The organism is Janthinobacterium sp. PSPC1-1, from assembly GCF_049897625.1.
GTDB lineage: Bacteria > Pseudomonadota > Gammaproteobacteria > Burkholderiales > Burkholderiaceae_D > Janthinobacterium > Janthinobacterium tructae.
Genome location: NZ_JAFCWP010000010.1, coordinates 48,393 through 64,007 on the forward strand (window position 1 = coordinate 48,393; position 15,615 = coordinate 64,007).

At 63.7% G+C, this 15,615-nt stretch carries 16 protein-coding genes; 3 read left to right on the top strand and 13 right to left on the bottom strand.

Annotation, left to right across the window (positions count from 1 at the left end):
- Positions 1-20: 20 nt before the first annotated feature.
- A complete protein-coding gene (locus tag ACP7EG_RS24515; protein WP_086139552.1) occupies positions 21-686 on the top strand; it encodes a dienelactone hydrolase family protein in 666 nt (221 codons plus the stop codon).
- A 7-nt stretch (positions 687-693) separates the two neighbouring features.
- Here ACP7EG_RS24515 and fghA read toward each other — a convergent pair whose 3' ends face one another.
- The 4 genes from fghA to ACP7EG_RS24535 all read right to left on the bottom strand — a co-directional run bounded on the left by fghA (position 694) and on the right by ACP7EG_RS24535 (position 4,939).
- Positions 694-1,563: an S-formylglutathione hydrolase gene (fghA, locus tag ACP7EG_RS24520; RefSeq protein ID WP_426089670.1), complete on the bottom strand. Its 870-nt coding sequence runs from the start codon at positions 1,561-1,563 to the stop codon at positions 694-696.
- A 56-nt stretch (positions 1,564-1,619) separates the two neighbouring features.
- Positions 1,620-2,483, bottom strand: a complete 864-nt coding sequence (locus ACP7EG_RS24525) for an NAD-dependent protein deacetylase (RefSeq protein WP_426089671.1) — start codon at positions 2,481-2,483, stop codon at positions 1,620-1,622.
- Between the two features lie 49 nt (positions 2,484-2,532).
- Entirely contained in the window at positions 2,533-3,204 is a 672-nt protein-coding gene (gene lepB, locus ACP7EG_RS24530; protein WP_426089672.1) for a signal peptidase I, read from the bottom strand.
- Between the two features lie 160 nt (positions 3,205-3,364).
- Positions 3,365-4,939: an oleate hydratase gene (locus ACP7EG_RS24535; RefSeq protein ID WP_426089673.1), complete on the bottom strand. Its 1,575-nt coding sequence runs from the start codon at positions 4,937-4,939 to the stop codon at positions 3,365-3,367.
- 350 nt (positions 4,940-5,289) lie between these two features.
- On the opposite strand from ACP7EG_RS24535, the gene ACP7EG_RS24540 reads away from it, so the two are divergent.
- Entirely contained in the window at positions 5,290-5,682 is a 393-nt protein-coding gene (locus tag ACP7EG_RS24540) for a VOC family protein (protein WP_426089674.1), read from the top strand.
- A gap of 1 nt (position 5,683) precedes the next feature.
- Here the strand turns inward: ACP7EG_RS24540 and ACP7EG_RS24545 are convergent, their stop codons facing one another.
- Complete coding sequence (locus tag ACP7EG_RS24545) at positions 5,684-6,268, bottom strand: DinB family protein (RefSeq protein ID WP_426089675.1); 585 nt, start codon at positions 6,266-6,268, stop codon at positions 5,684-5,686.
- 151 nt (positions 6,269-6,419) lie between these two features.
- On the opposite strand from ACP7EG_RS24545, the gene ACP7EG_RS24550 reads away from it, so the two are divergent.
- Entirely contained in the window at positions 6,420-7,418 is a 999-nt protein-coding gene (locus ACP7EG_RS24550) for an HDOD domain-containing protein (RefSeq protein ID WP_426089676.1), read from the top strand.
- 26 nt (positions 7,419-7,444) lie between these two features.
- Here the strand turns inward: ACP7EG_RS24550 and ACP7EG_RS24555 are convergent, their stop codons facing one another.
- The 8 genes from ACP7EG_RS24555 to ACP7EG_RS24590 all read right to left on the bottom strand — a co-directional run bounded on the left by ACP7EG_RS24555 (position 7,445) and on the right by ACP7EG_RS24590 (position 15,598).
- Positions 7,445-8,146, bottom strand: coding sequence for an ABC transporter ATP-binding protein (locus tag ACP7EG_RS24555; protein ID WP_426089677.1), 702 nt, complete (start codon positions 8,144-8,146; stop codon positions 7,445-7,447).
- Positions 8,139-8,852: an ABC transporter ATP-binding protein gene (locus ACP7EG_RS24560; RefSeq protein WP_426089678.1), complete on the bottom strand. Its 714-nt coding sequence runs from the start codon at positions 8,850-8,852 to the stop codon at positions 8,139-8,141. The genes ACP7EG_RS24555 and ACP7EG_RS24560 overlap by 8 nt, the downstream gene beginning before the upstream one ends.
- Positions 8,845-9,816, bottom strand: a complete 972-nt coding sequence (locus ACP7EG_RS24565) for a branched-chain amino acid ABC transporter permease (RefSeq protein ID WP_426089679.1) — start codon at positions 9,814-9,816, stop codon at positions 8,845-8,847. Before ACP7EG_RS24565 ends, ACP7EG_RS24560 begins: the two co-directional genes overlap by 8 nt.
- The gene (locus ACP7EG_RS24570) at positions 9,813-10,685 is read right to left on the bottom strand and encodes a branched-chain amino acid ABC transporter permease (RefSeq protein WP_071077978.1); all 873 of its coding nucleotides are present in this window, start codon (positions 10,683-10,685) and stop codon (positions 9,813-9,815) included. The genes ACP7EG_RS24565 and ACP7EG_RS24570 overlap by 4 nt, the downstream gene beginning before the upstream one ends.
- Positions 10,686-10,789: 104 nt before the next feature.
- On the bottom strand, positions 10,790-11,956 hold the full coding sequence (locus ACP7EG_RS24575; protein ID WP_426089680.1) for an ABC transporter substrate-binding protein: 1,167 nt from the start codon (positions 11,954-11,956) through the stop codon (positions 10,790-10,792).
- Positions 11,957-12,016: 60 nt separating this feature from the next.
- A complete protein-coding gene (locus ACP7EG_RS24580; protein ID WP_426089681.1) occupies positions 12,017-13,555 on the bottom strand; it encodes a class I adenylate-forming enzyme family protein in 1,539 nt (512 codons plus the stop codon).
- Between the two features lie 11 nt (positions 13,556-13,566).
- A complete protein-coding gene (locus ACP7EG_RS24585) occupies positions 13,567-14,721 on the bottom strand; it encodes an acyl-CoA dehydrogenase family protein (protein ID WP_096234904.1) in 1,155 nt (384 codons plus the stop codon).
- Between the two features lie 52 nt (positions 14,722-14,773).
- Entirely contained in the window at positions 14,774-15,598 is an 825-nt protein-coding gene (locus ACP7EG_RS24590; RefSeq protein WP_426089682.1) for an IclR family transcriptional regulator, read from the bottom strand.
- Positions 15,599-15,615 lie beyond the last annotated feature (17 nt).

Consider the following 15,615-nt stretch of genomic DNA (forward strand, 5'->3'; position numbering starts at 1 on the left):
GCTCGATAGCGGAGGCAGCCATGCAAGAACAATTTGTCAGCATCACGGCCGATGAACTTCAAATGGACGGTGTGCTTGAAATGCCCGAGCGGCCCGTGGGTATCGTCCTGTTTGCCCATGGCGCGGGCGCCGATAGCGACTATCTGGGCGCGTCCAGCCACGCCACTTCCCAGGATTTTTTGCGAGCGGGCATCGCCACCTTGCGCTTCGACCAGGGCGGTGTCGAGCCTGGTGGCGGCAGCAACGGGCACGCGTATTTCGTGCGTAGCGATATCGTGCTGCTGGCGCGTCAACTGGAAAAGGCCCTGGGCTGGCTGCAGGTCGACCCTTCCACACGGCGCTTGCCCTGCGGCCTGTATGGCTATGGCACCAGCGCCGCCGTGGTGATGCAGCTGGCGGCCTGGCGCAGCGCGGAAATCGCCGCACTGGCCGTCTGCGATGGCCAGGTGGAAATGGCGGGCAAGGCGGCGCTGGAAAACGTGCGCGTGCCATCGTTGCTGATCGTGGGCGGGCGCGACCCCGACGTCGCCGGCCTGAACCGCATGGCGTTTGCCACCTTGCGCTGCGATAAACAACTGGAACAGATCGCCGCGCCTGGCGGCCCCGACACGCGCCACCAGGCGGCCCTGCTGGCTACCGATTGGTATACGAGACATTTCAACGGGCATACCAGTACGGCGCAATAGTTTCTAATCAGCCAATGGCGCGCAGGTTTCTCGCATGGAAGCGGACGTGCTCTTCCATGAAGCTGGCGATAAAGTAATAGCCGTGGTCATAGCCGGCATGGCGGCGCAGTCGTAAAGGCTGGCCGGCGTCGCGGCACGCCGCTTCGAAGACGTCGGGGTATAGTTGCTCGGGCAGGAACTTGTCGGCCAGGCCCTGGTCGATAAGGATGCCTTCGGGGAACAGCGGCGGCTGGCCTTGCCGGCCGCGCATCAGCGCGCTGGCGTCGTACTGCTGCCAGCTGGCTGCATCGTTGCCCAGGTAGCCCGTGAAGGCTTTTTTGCCCCACGGGCACTGGCTCGGTGCGGCGATGGGGGCGAAGGCGGAGACGGAGCGGAACAGGTCAGGGTTGCGCAAGGCCAGCACCAGAGCGCCATGGCCGCCCATCGAGTGGCCGAAAATGCCCGTGCGCTGCGCGTCGATCGCCAGTTCCTGTTCCAGCACGGCGCGCAGTTCCAGCAGGTAGCTATACATCCGATAGTGGCTGCGCCACGGCGCTTCGGTGGCATCGACGTAAAAGCCGGCGCCCTCGCCGAAATCCCAGGCATCCGTCTCACCCGCGATATTCGCGCCACGGGGGCTGGTGTCGGGCGCGATCAGGATCAAGCCTTCTTCGGCCGCCACGCGCTGCGCGCCACCCTTGATCATGAACGTTTCTTCCGTGCACGTCAGGCCGGCCAGGTAAAACAGGGCAGGGCGCTTGGTGCTGACCACGCTGCCTGGCGGCGTATCGGGAATGAAGGCCGAGAAACGCATGGGCAAGCCGATCGCGTGCGCGTCGTGGCGATAAAAGCGTTGTACACCGCCAAAACAGGCGTGTTCACTCAACAGTTCCAGCATGAATTCTCCTCGTCAATCGCACAGTATAGCCAGAGTGGTGCACCGCTAAGCCGGGATCAGCCCAGCATGGCCGCTAATGCAGGCAAGATGTCCTGTGCCGGCGCTTCGGTCTTGAATGCCAGCAAATGGTCGGCGCGCGTCTTGCCCAGGTTGATGGCGGCCACGGGCTTGCCCGTCTCGGCCGCCATGCGGCACAGGCGAAAGCTCGAATACACCATCACGGACGAGCCCACCACCAGCAAGGCGCTGGCGGCCTGCATCTTGCTTTCGGCCTCGGCCGCGCACGCGGTGGGCACGCCATCGCCGAAAAACACCACATCGGGCTGCAGGGTGCCGCCGCAGCGGGGACAGGCGGGCAGGTGGAAGGTGGCCAGCTGGGACGGCTCCAGCAAGGCGTCGCCATCAGGCGCCGGCGTGGCCGTGGCGCCCAGCAGCTGCGGATTGTCGCGTTCGAGCTGATCCTGGATCAGGCGGCGCGTGTGGCGGGCCTGACAATCGAGGCACACGACGCCATGTATGCTGCCGTGCAACTCCGTGACGACGGCGCTGCCTGCCTGCTGATGCAAGCCATCGACGTTTTGCGTGACCAGGCCGCCGATGTGCTGGCGCTGGGCCAATTGCGCGATGGCCAGGTGACCGGGATTGGGCGTGGCGCGCGCCAGGGTGGGCCAGCCCACCATGCTGCGCGCCCAGTAGCGGCGGCGCACGGCTTCCTGGCGGCGAAAATCGGGGCCTTGCACGGGGGCATTGCCGTGTCGCACGCCGTCCGTGTCGCGGTAAGCGGGAATGCCGGACGCCGTGCTGATGCCGGCGCCCGTCAGCAGCAGCACGTCGGAATGGCGCTGCAGGAACTGCGCCAGCTGCTCCAGGGCGGGATCGTCGCTGGCGCGCTGCTGGCTGGCTGAGGGAAAGTTTTGCATGATGCGCCATGCTAACCGAAAAGCAGGGCGCCGTTGCAAGGGCGGAAGTTTACTCCAGCTTCATGCCGAAACGCTGCAGCCGCGGCTGCCAATGCTCCTGAATATTGGCCGAGACGAGGATGCGCTCGGCCTTGCCAATCAGCAACTCACGGGGCACGAAGCCGAAATAGCGCGAGTCGGCGCTGTTGTCGCGGTTATCGCCCAGCATCATGAAGTGGTCGGCGGGCACCGTCACGGGGGCAAAGCTGCGCGCCGCGCCCGCGATTTGCGGCAAGACCTGGATGCGGTGATGCTCGGTCGCGTTGCGCTCGCTGATGCGCTGCGCCGTCAGTTGGCCCAGGTGGGCGATGGTTTCGGGCGCCGTGTCGAGCACCGTGTAGCGGGCGGGCTGGCCATTGATGACCAGCTCTTCATTGCGCATTTCCACCGTGTCGCCGGGCAGTGCGATGATGCGCTTGATCAATCGCGTGCCGTCTTTCGGCGAGGAAAAGGTGACGATATCGCCCCGCTGCGGGTCGCCCAGGCGCTGCAGCACGATATCGGTGAGCGGCACTTTCAGGTTGAAGGCGAGGCGGTTGACGAAGACCACGTCGCCTTCGAGCAGGTTGGGCCGCATGGATGCCGACGGTATCGGATTCCAGTCCGCCACGGCCGTGCGGAACACGCCGAACAGCAGGATAAACATCAAAAAACCTTTGTTGGCGCGCATCCATGTTTTCATCTTGGCTCTTTCGCTGGGCCGTGCCCGTGAGTGTGAGGGGAGGCGCCATTGTTGCTGGCGCCCTATCCACGATGCACGGCGAGGCTGAAGCCAGTCTTAAATCAAGCGCCTGCACGGCCGATGGCGCGGCCGTTGTTGCGTGCAAGCGTCAGCAACGAGGCTATTTGAACGCCTTGATGACGGCATCGAGCTTGACCTTGAGCGACTTGTCGTGCGCGTGGATGGCCGGCACGGCGCGCTGCACGCCGAGCAGCTGGTAGACGGCCGTCTGCGCCGCGCGCACCGAGTATTCCACGGTGAACACGACATCGTAGGCGAGCTCCACGAACTGGCTGACGAAGGCCAGGTTGACGGAGTTGGCCGGTACGGGCAGGGGGCGGTCGCTCTTTGCGCGGGGCATGAACATGCTGGTGATGTAGGGCATGCGGCAGGGAATGCAATTGGCCGTGGCCATGATGTCGAGGTCGAAGTTCAGGTGGCCGCACAGCTCGCGCAGGATTTCCTCGCCGCTGCATTCGGACATGGGCTTGGCGACGAAGTTGCCGATGCGGTCAGGGTGCAGCGCATAGCCCCAGAATACTTGCACGCCCTCGGGCTGGCCGGCGAAATGGGGCTGGTGCGCCAGTACGATGGACATGAACCAGTTGCTGTCCTTGAAGGTGACGAGGCCGCCCGTGCCCGCGCTGTTGCCCGTGAATTGCTCCATCCTGTCAAAGAAGGCGCTGTCCTTCAGGGTGACCGTGTACGAGGCCCAGTACGATTCGGGGATGCTGCTGTTGAAGGCGGCTGGACGGCCCAGCTCCGGGCGTCCTTCGGCCAGTTTTTCCCACAGAAGCCAACCCTGGCTGTCGGTTTTCGTGCGCTTGGCCGGTGCGCTGTGCATGCTGCCATAGCTGGAGGCATCCGTCATCGAGGCGTTCTGGAAAAACACCAGGTCGCCGGCGGCGACGGGAATCACGTCGGCCAGGCCGCGCCGCTGGCAGTGCAGGGCGGTGGCAGTCAGGCGGCCTTCGGGTTCCTGTACCTCGATATCGGTCACCGTGCAATCCATGATGATGTTCACGCCTTGTTCCTGCAGCCACGCGACCAGCGGGCGCACGAGCGAGTCGTACTGGTTGTAGACGGTGCGCTTGACGCCGGCCAGTGTTTCGATGCGCGAAAATTCCATCATGAAGCGGTGCAGATAGCGCTTGAACTCGACGGCGCTATGCCAGGGCTGGAAGGCAAACGTGGTGGCCCACATGTACCAGAACTTGGTGTCGAAAAATTCGGGCGAGAGCCAATCCGTGATGGCGCTGCTGCCCAGGGTGTCTTCATCGGCTTCCGTCAGCTTCAGCAGTTCCAGCCTGTCCTGCATGGAAAAGCCCATGCTGCTGACATCGACCTTGAAGCGGTTGCGGTCGACCAGGCGCGCGCGCGAGTGGGGAATGTGCTGTGCGTTGAAGGCGATGGTTTCATCGTAGACGCTCTGGCCCGCATGTTCGAGCGAAGGGATGCTCTTGAACAAGTCCCAGGTGCACTCGTAATTATCGGTAGTCAGCATGCGCCCGCCGCGCAAGGTGTAGCCATCCTCGGCATTGCCGCCGCCATCGAGGCTGCCGCCCGTCACGGGCGATGTTTCGAAGATGGTGATGTTGCAACCTTGCATGCCGCCGTCGCGGATCATGAAGGCGGCCGCGGCCAGCGAGCCGATGCCGCCGCCGACGAGGTAGGCTTTTTTGTCTGTATGACTCATGGTTTTCCCTGAATGTGAGCGCATCCGCGTGCGCGAAAGACTTGCAAGCGGCACGGCCGATGCCATGCCATATTTGCCTATTTTACAACGCCAGGGGGAGACTCTGCGGATAAATAGAGCGTTCGTTCGGTTTTTCAGGCGCCAGCGTGTTTCTTGTGGCGTTCAAAGTACAGCAGATCCGAGTGGCCGTATTGGTGAACGCAGTTGCCCTGCATGACGACGATCGACCCCAGGTTTTGCGGCCGCGTCTGCCGAACTGTTTGCCGAGATGGAATGGAGCCGGAAACGACACGCCATTATAATCAGCTGGCGCATTTCGCCGCACATGCTTGATTTCATGAAGGAGCAGCATGCTGTCCCATATCTGCCTCGGCACCAACGACTTTCCCCGCGCCTACGCCTTCTACACGGCCTTGCTGGGAGAACTCGATTTGATCGAAAAATTTCATGATCCGGCCCACCCCTGGGCCGGCTGGATGGCGCGGGAGGCGCCACGCCCCCTGTTCGTGCTGACGGCGCCGCATGACGGCTTGCCGGCGACGCCCGGCAATGGCCAGATGACGGCCTGGCTGGCGGCCAGCCGCACCCAGGTGGAGCGCAGCTACCAGGCCGCGCTGGCGCTGGGCGCCGTGTGCGAGGGGCCACCCGGCTTGCGACCCCATTACCACGCCAATTATTATGGCGCCTACTTCCGCGACCTCGACGGCAACAAGCTGTGCGTCTGCTGCCACGCCGAGGAATGATTCAGCGCGGGCCCCACACGTCGTCTTCCGTCCAGCCCAGTTCCAGGAAATCCTGCGCCCGTTCGCCCGCTTCGCCTGCGCAATAGAATTCATCGAGCTGCGGCGCTTCGATGCGCGTGCCTGCCAGCATGGCGTGCACTTGCCCCCGGTGGTGGATCTGGTGCTGGAACACATGCGCCAGCAGGCGCTGGCGCGTGTCGATTTGCGGATTATCGCGCAAGATCGTCACGGGCCGCGCCAGGTCCGCGTCGCACAGGCTGCGGCAATGGGCAATCAGGCGCAGGTCCGACGCGCGCTGCGCCGCCTGCAGGGCCGCGCAATCGGTAAATGGCTCGTCCTTTTCAAAGAAGATATAGCAGTCGGCATGGGGCGCTGCGCCGCGCAGCTCGCGTTCGAGCGCGTCGAGATAAAACCAGTCGCACGTCAATATGTGGTTCAGGGTGAACTGGATGGTGGGGAAAAAGCTGACGCGCGTGGCCTGGAACTCGGCCTGGGTCAGCTGCCCGCACGCCTTCAGCAGGCGGTGGTTGGCCCAGGCGTTGTTATACGCCTGGCTGGTGATGTAGTGCGCAAGTGGATTGTTCATGTTGGATCGCTGGTCGAGCAGGGCAGGGTTCATGTAGTGTTACTTTAGCATGTTGCGGCAGGTGGACAAAGCGCTCACGCCAGCCGCACCAGCGCTGCTGTCATCAAGTAAAATCATGGAGCGAACTTCGCGATAATGATGCATACAGGGTTTGGACAGCAAAATGGGCTGGATAGGAAAATTACTGAACGGCGGCGACGAAAAAAGCAAGCCTGCGCCAGTCACGGCGGCGGCGGCTCCCGAGGCGACACGGCAGCCAGCCACCATTACCGAAATCGATGCCATGTACTACCGCTGGCTGGCGGCTGCCGGTTCGGCGCAGGCTCCGGCGGAGACTGAGCAGCAGATTCTGGACGAATTGGCGCGCCTGGCCCGTGAACCGATCGCTGGCGCCGCGCTGGTGCCGCGCATTCCAGCCATCATTCCGCAGTTGATGCGTACCTTGCAAGATGAAAACATGAGCGCGGCCAAGCTGTCGGGCCAGCTGGCCCAGGACGTGCTGCTGGTCGCCGAGGTCTACCGCGAAGCGAACCGGCCCTGCTACCAGTCGCGCTACAACGCCAGCCCGTCGATCAACAACATGGAAGGCGCCATCATGCTGCTTGGGCAAAACGGCATGCGCATGCTGCTCGCCCGCGTCGCCTTCCGTCCCATCGTCAGCATGCAAAGCGGCGGCCTGACCGTGCGCACGGCGCCGCTGATCTGGCGCCAGTCCGAAAAATGTGCGCTGGCGGCCAGCCTGGTCGCGCCGACGATGCATGCCAACGCCTTCGATGCCTATCTCGCCGGGCTGATGGCCAATGTCGGCCTGGTGGTGGCGTTCCGGCTGATCGACCAGATGCATGGGCCCGATGCCTTCCCGCAATCGGACGCCTTCATTGCGCAGGTGTTTGCGCAAGCGCGCATCTTGTCGGTACGGATCGCCGAATTGTGGGAGTTTCCCCAGTCCGTGACCCGCGCGATCGGGCAGGTGGGCGTCGATGCCGATGCCGATCCGCAGGCGCAGGCGCTGGCGCTGGGCGAGCGCTTGAGCAAGCTGCGCATGCTGGCCGATAGCGGCCACTTTCCTGCCGACGATCCCTTCGTGACGACCGGGCTCGGCAAGAGTGAGCTGCTGGCGTTCGGCAAACTGGCCGACGACGACGAGTGATGCCAACCGCGTGCGGCTGATATCACTCAGCGTGCAAAATAAAGTTCGTGCAGGTGCTCCAGGTCGACGTCAAGCGCAGCCTGCGACAGCGCCACTTTGCCGCTTTGCATCAGGTACACGTGATCTGCCACGCCCACGGCGCGCGCCGTGTTCTGCTCGACGAGGATGATGGTGCGCCGGCCGTCGTTCAGGCGCGCGAGGATCTCGAACAGTTCGTTGACCACCAGCGGCGCCAGTCCCAGCGAAGGCTCGTCGATGATGAGCAGCGACGGGTCTGACATCAAGCCCCGTCCCATGGCCAGCATCTGCGCCTCGCCGCCAGACAGTGATCCGGCCAGTTGCTTGCGCCGCTCGTGCAGGCGCGGGAACATGGCATAGGCTTCGGCCAGGCGCGCCGGCATGTGGCTGCGGTGCTCTTTCGGGAAGGCGCCCATGATCAGGTTTTCTTCCACGCTCATGTCGCGAAACGTCATGCGCCCCTCGGGGATCATCGTCACGCGCGCATCGCTCATCTTCCAGGTGGGCGTGCCGTTGATGGCCACGCCGTCGAGCGCGATGCTGCCCGCACCCACAGGCAGCAGCCCCATGATGGCGCGCAGCAGCGTGGTCTTGCCGGCCCCGTTCGGGCCGATGATGGTGGTCAGCTTGCCCTTCTGGATGGACAGCGACACATCCCACAGCACATTGATGGCGCCATAGCCGGCGCGCAGATTTTCTATCTCAAGCATGGGCTGCCCCTGTATAACTTTCGATGACGGCCGGATCGCGGAAGACGCAATCCGGCGTGCCGTCGGCGATCAGCTGGCCAAAATTGAGCACGGCCACGCGCTGGCACAGATTGCTGATGGTTTCGATATCGTGCTCGATCATGACGATGCCCACGCCAAAGGCCGCGTGCAAGTCCTTCAGCATGCCCATGAAGCGGCGCTTGCCGTTCGTTTCCAGGCCGGCCAGCACTTCATCGAGCAGCAGCAGTTTCGGGTTCGTCGCCAGCGCCTTGGCCACTTCCAGCGCTTTGAGTTCCGTCAGCGCCAGTTCGCTGGCCGCGTCGCGCCCGGCTTTATCAAGCAAGCTCGTAAAATCGAGGATTTCATCGATCTTGCGCTGGTCCACCTTGCCGGTGCCGAAGCGCTGCGCCACGATCAGGTTTTCGCGCACCGTCAATTCATGCATCGGTTGCGGAATCTGGAAGGTGCGGCCCAGTCCCAGGCGCGCGCGCTGGTACATGGGCGTGGCCATGATGTCGCGTCCCTCGAAGCGGATGCTGCCGCTGGTAGGGCGCACCAGGCCGGAAATCGCATTGAACAGCGTAGTCTTGCCGGCGCCATTCGCGCCCACCAGGCCGATCACGTCGTGGCTGCCCACCTTTAACGTGACGGAATCGACGGCCGTCAGGCCGCCGAAGCGCACGGACACATTATCGAGTTCAAGCATGTGCGTTCTCCTTCGCTTTCTCCTTGATCAGCGCTTTTTTCAGCAGCGGCAGCAGGCCGTTCGGACTGAAGACGATCATCGCCACCAGCAGCACGCCCAGCACCAGCTGGTGCCCGGTGGGGATCAGCGACTTGAAGATCAGCTGGTCGACCAGATAGACCACCACGGCGCCCAGCACGGGGCCGAGTATCGTGCGGTAGCCGCCGAAGATGGCCGCTACGATGGGCAAGGTCACCCACAGGCTGTTGAATGCGTAGTCGGGCTCCAGGAAGTTGATGTAGTGGGCGTTGAAGGCGCCGAACAGGCCCGCCATGAAGGCCGACACCAGCAGCATGGCGCCTTTCAGCAAGGTGCTGTTGACGCCTACGACGCGCGTGGCGTCTTCGCTGTCGTGCATGGCGCGCAGGGCGATGCCGTAATGGCTGGCGCGGATGCGGCTGTAGGCGAAGGCGCACGCCACCACCAGGGTCAGCACCACCAGGTAGGCGCCCGTCTTGCTGGCCAAATCGAAGCCGAAGACGGTGGGCAAGGTGGGGATATTGTTCACGCCACCGGCGCCGCCCGTGACGGCACTCCATTCCGTGGCCAGGATGCGGAAGATGTGCGCGTAGGCGAGGATGGCCAGCGCAAAGTACGGCCCGCGCAGGCGCAGCACGGGCAACATGATGACGGCGGCGATGGCCGCGCCCGCGCCACCGAGCAGCATGGCGGCAAATACGGGCACGCCCAGTTTCACGGTCGTGAGGGCGGAGACATACGCGCCCACGCCGAAGAACGCCGCATGGCCGAAGCTGACCATGCCGCCCAGATTGCCGAGCAGGGCCCAGGACATGGCCACGCCGCCGATGATCAGGGCCGCCACCACCATGCTCATCACATATTGGTTGCCGCCCAGGGCCAGCGGCACGGCGATATACGCGGCCAGCAGCAAACCCGCCGTTGAAAGGAAAGTTGAGCGCTTCATCCGCGCCTCCGTTGTGCGCCGAACAGGCCGTTCGGCATGATGAACAACACCAGCAGGAACAGCACCATGCCGGACAATTCCTGCAGCGCGGAGCTGGCCAGGGTGACGGTCAGCGCTTCGGCCACGCCCAGCAGCACGGCGGCCAGCAGCACGCCGGGGATGGAACCGATGCCGGCCAATACCGTGATGATGAAGGCTTTTACCGTCAACGCGCCACCGTAGGCAGGCTGGATCACGCCATAGCTGAACAGGGCGACACCGGCGAAGGCGGCCAGGATGCCGGCGACCAGGAAGGACACCAGTTCCGTGCGGCCCGGGTCGATGCCCATCAGCTTGGCCGCGTCGCGGTTGCTGGACACGGCGCGCACGGCGCGGCCATACCAGCTGGTGGCCAGCCAGCGCCACAGGGCCGCCATCAGCACCAGGCTGACGCCGAAGAAAATCACTTCGCTGCGCATGCTGAAAAACGGGCCGATCTCGATGCCTTCCTGCAGCCAGCTCGATGAGGTCGAGCGGATGTCCGCCTTCCAGACCAGCAAAATGACATTGGTGAGTATCACGCCGATGCCGTAGGTGAGGATCAGCGAATTGATTTCGCGGTCCTTCTTGATGCGGCTGACGATCAGGTACACGCCCACGGACGTCAGGCTGACGATCACCAGCGCGATGGGAATGGCGAACATGGGACCGAGTCCCAGGCCCGATTCGACGCTGTAGGCGATGTAAGCGGCCAGCAGTACCAGTTCGCCGTGCGCCAGGTTGATCACTTTCATGGTGCCGAAGACCAGCGCCAGTCCCAGTGCGATCAGGGCGTAGGAGCCGCCCTGCAGCAAGCCCGAATACAGGGCTTGCAAGATTAATTCTGTCATGTCGTCATCCCGTCAGGCAGCCCTGGCGCCGCGTGTACACAGCGCAGAACTGCCGTTCATCGGTGCGCGCCCGGCAGGCGCGCGCGTGTGCAGCGGGAGGCTGCTTACCAGGGCAGGGCTGGATAGGCCAGCTTGCCCGTGGCGTGTTCCTTCGGCCAGACGATCACCACCTTCTTGTCCTGGTGCTGCGCCATGCGGTGCACGAAGTTCTGGTTGTCGCCATTGGCGGCGAACTGCACCCGGCCGATCAGGGTTTCGCGGTCCGTCTTGCGCATCTCGTCGGCCACGCCGCCTTTTTTGAGCGTGCCCTTGTCGGCTGCGCGCGCAATGGCTTCGAACAGCAGCATCGATTGCACATAGCCGAACTGGCCCAGGTAGTCCGGTTCTTTCTTGTACAGCAGCTTGTAGGCATCGCTGAAGGCCTTGCCGTCGGCCGTCTTGAATTCGGTCGGGAAGGGCAGCAGGGCCGTGCCGAAGACGTTCGGCATCAGGTCGGGGAAGTCGGATGCCATCTTAGGCGTGGCCAGCGACCACACGCCCACCATGGCCTTGATCTTCGGTTTCAGGACGCGGGCGGCGCGGATGATGCCCACGTAATCGTTTTCGTAGCCGACCATGGCCACCACTTCCGATTTGTCCTGCAGCTTGATCTTGTTGATGATGGGCTTGAAGTCGGTAATGGCCGGGTCGAACGAATGCGTCGTCACCTTCACGCCCTTGGCCGTCAGGGCCTTTTCCACGTCTTTCGCCAGGCCCGTGGTGGCGTCCTTGGTCGAATACACGATGGAGACGGACTTGGCGCCCACGTCCTGCAGTAGTCCCAGCATGGCTTTTTCGTAGCCTGCCGTGTTATTGATGCGGAAAAAATTCTTGCGTCCGCTCGCTACCAGGCTGTCGTCCACGCCGCCCGAGGTGATGTAGACGAGGCCCAGTTTATTGGCCGTGTCCGAGGCGGGCGAGATATTGTTCGATCCATAGCCGCCCGTGATGGCCACCACGCCCTGGCTGGCCAGCTTTTCCACGGCGGCGATGGCCTTGGCGGGCGCCGATTCGTCGTCGACGGTGATGATCTTGATGGTGTGCTTGCCGTTGGTCTTGTTGAAGACCTCGGCCGCGACCATGATCCCTTCCTGCATGCCGGCGCCGACCCGCGCCAGGTTGCCCGTCAGCGGGATTTCCGCGCCGACCAGGAATTCGTCGGCGCTGGCCTGCGTCATCCAGGCGCTGGCAACCAGCGCTGCCATGGCGATGCGTGTGTAGGTGAGTTTCATCGTGTCTCCTCCGGTGATGTGGCTTGGTTTTATTGTCGGGTCTGGTACTACATGGTCAACTTATCGTGCATTCTGCGCCATTTGCCGCAGCTGCCCCTTTAAAATCTTGCCCGTGGCGGCCGCCGGCAGCGCTTCCATGACGATGATGGCGGACGGGCATTTGTACGGCGACAGGGTTTGCGCCAGCCAGGCCTGTAATTGTGCCACGCTGGCTGGCTGGCGCGGGTCCAGCTCCACATAGGCGATGACATCCTCGTTGCCATCGTCCAGGGTGCGCCCGACCACGGCCGACTGCACCACGGATGGGTGGGCATTGAGCGCCGTTTCCACTTCCAGCGGATACACATTGAAGCCGGAGCGGATAATCAGTTCCTTGGTGCGCCCGACAACGAACAACGCGCCGTCCGGTTCCTGGCGCGCCATGTCGCCCGTATTGAGCCAGCCGCCGTTGCGCATGGTGGCCGCCGTCATGGCCGGTTCGCGGTAGTAGCCGGCCATGATGTTCGGTCCGCGTATCCATAATTCTCCCGGCTCGCCCGGCGCGACATCCAGGCCGGCCACGTCCACCACGCGCACTTCCACGCCCGGTATCGGTATGCCGACCGAATCGTCGCGGCGCGGCGCTTCCAGGCGCGTCTGGCTGATGGTGGGTGCGCTTTCCGTCATGCCGTAGCCATTGTGCAGCGCGGTGCCCAGCAGCTTTTCCACCTCGCGCTTGAGCGACGGCGCCAGCGGCGAGCCGCCCGCATACGCAAAGCGCAGCCGCGTGGGCAGCGGCGTATCGGCGCCACCCAGGGTTTGCAGCAGCTTGGCATACATGGCGGGCACGCCCTGCACGATGGTCAAACCGTCATTCTTCAGGGCCGAGAGCAGGCCATCGACAGAAAAGCGTGGCACCAGGTACAGCGCGGCACCCGCATACAGCGTACCCAGGGCCACCGAGGCCATGCCGTACACGTGCGAAATCGGCAGCACGCCGTAGGCGCGGTCGGTTCTGGTCAAGCCACGCAAGGTGCTGGAAACGGCGGCGATGAACAGCAGGTTGCGGTGCGTGAGCATCACGCCTTTCGATTGGCCCGTGGTGCCCGTCGTGTAGATCAGCGCGGCCACCTGTTCGTTGTCGGGCACGCAGGCTTCAGCGATGCTGTCTACATTCAGTTCTCCCACCAGCAGCTCGCCCATGCCGTCGACCGTGGCAGTGGTCGCGCCCAGACGCGCGGCATGCGCGGCCGCTTCCGGCGAGGCGCCGGCCAGGAACAGCACGCGCCGCGCGGAACTGTGCGTGGCGATGGTGTCGATCTCGCGCGCCGACAGCCGGGCATTGACGTTGACGATCCACGCGTCGATGCTGGCCGCTGCAAATATCAGCGCCACTTGCAGCGCGCTGTTCTCGCCCACCACCATCAGGCGGTCGCCGGCACGCACGTCCAGCTGGCGCAGCAGCTGCGCGGCGCTTTCCACACTGTGCTGCAGCTGTGCGTAGGTCCAGTGCCGTCCGCCTTCATGCAGCGCCGGTGCGTCCGGCGCACGCGCCGCCCAGCGGGCGGGGATGGCCGACAGGCGCGCCGGCAAGCCGGCCAGCAAGGCTGGAATATCCATCGCGACCTCCTTCACTTTTGCGCTGCCTTGATCATGTTGCGGGCGATGACGATCTGCTGGATCTGCGTCGTGCCTTCGTAGATGCGGAACAGGCGCACGTCGCGGTAGAAGCGTTCGGCCGCGTATTCGCTGATATAGCCGGCGCCGCCGTGGATCTGCACGGAGCGGTCGGCCACTCTGCCGCACATTTCGGAGGCGAACAGCTTGCAGCACGACGCTTCCGTCGAAATGTCTTCCTTGTTGTCGCGCCGGCGCGCGGCGTCGAGCACCATGCTGCGCGCCGCGTAGATCTCGGCCTTGCTGTCGGCCAGCATGGCCTGGATCAGCTGGAATTCGGCGATGGGCTGGCCAAATTGCTGGCGTTCCATCGCATACGCCAGGGCGTCGCCCAGCATGCGTTCGGCCGCACCCACGCAGACGGCGGCGATGTGCAGGCGGCCCTTGTCGAGCACCTTCATGGCCGTCTTGAAGCCTACGCCTTCCTTGCCGCCGATGATGTTCGCGGCCGGGACGCGGCAGTTTTCAAAGATGACGTCGCAGGTATGCGCGCCTTGCTGGCCCATCTTCTTATCGATTTTCCCCAGCGAGAGGCCCGGGGTATCCTTTTCCACGATGAAGGCGGAAATGGCCGAGGCGCCGCGCTTGACGGGGTCCGTGCGGGCCATGACGGTAAAAATGCTCGCTTCGGGCGCGTTGGTGATGTATCGCTTGCTGCCGTTGAGGATATAAAAATCGCCGTCGCGCACGGCGCTCGTACGCAGCGAGGCCGCGTCGGAGCCGGACCCCGCTTCCGTCAGGGCGAACGAGCCGATGATCTCGCCAGCCGCCAGCTTGGGCAGATAGTATTGTTTTTGCGCTTCCGTGCCGTCGATGACGATGCCTTGCGAGCCGATGCCGTTGTTCGTGCCGATCAGCGAGCGGAAGGCGGGCGAGGTGCGGGCTATTTCAAAGGCCACGCGCACTTCCTCTTCCATGCTCAGTTCCAGGCCGCCATAGGCTTCCGGGATGGATAGGCCGAACAGGCCCAGTTCACGCATCTGCGCCACGATGGCGGGCGGAATGGTATCCGTTTCGGCCACCAGCGCCTCGTTCGGCACCAGCACTTCGCGCACGAAACGGGCGATGCTGTCGAGCAGGATGTTCAGGGTTTCTTCGTCGCGTATCATCGGTTTCCTCGGCGCTTTGATTTGAGCTGTCGTTGAGAGGGGGGCGCGCAGTCTAACCGCGGCCCAGGTTTTTTTCCACTGTCTTGACCAGGGCGACCAGGCGCGGTCCCAGGTCACCTTCGAGTTTTTCACGCGACAGCAAAAAGGCCGGGCCGCCGCAATTGAAGGCCATGACCTGTTCGCCGTCTGCACCCAGCATGGGCACGCCCACCGCATGCACGTCGTTCTGCCACTCGCCAGCCGAGATGCAAAAGCCCCGCTCCTGGTAATCCTTGAAGCCTTGCTCGATGCCGGCCTTGATGCGCGGCCAGCGCTCCGTCTCGTGCTCGCGCGCATGGTCCATCAGGTAGTCGCGCTCGGCCTGCGGCAGGATGCACAGCAGGGCCTTGCCCATGGCCGTCGTCATCAGGGGAATGCGCGAACCGACGTCAAGGCGCAGGGTGACGTTGGCGCTGCTGCGGCAGGTTTCCACGTAGACCATGCTGAGGCGGTCGCGCGTGCCCAGCGACACGGAGGCCTGCGCATGTTCGGCCAGTTCCTCCATCAGCGGGCGCGCCATCTTGCGCACGTCGAGGTTCGACAGCATGCGGTAGCCGAGGGCCAGCACGCCAGCGCCCAGCTGGTACTTGCCCAGGCTGTCCGAATAATTCAGGTAGCCGAGTTTGGTGAGGGTATAGGTCAGGCGCGAAATCGTCGGTTTCGGGATGCCCGTGCGCTTGGCCATGTCCGCGTTCGACAGGAATACTTCGCCGGGGCGGAAGCACCGGAGCACTTCCAGACCGCGCGCCAGCGCGTTGACGAACTGGCGGTCCTTGCCTTCTTCGTCATCGCTGAAGACGATGAGTTCCGGATCGGCTGCGGCCTGAATATTGGTCATATTTGTCTTCATTTTTT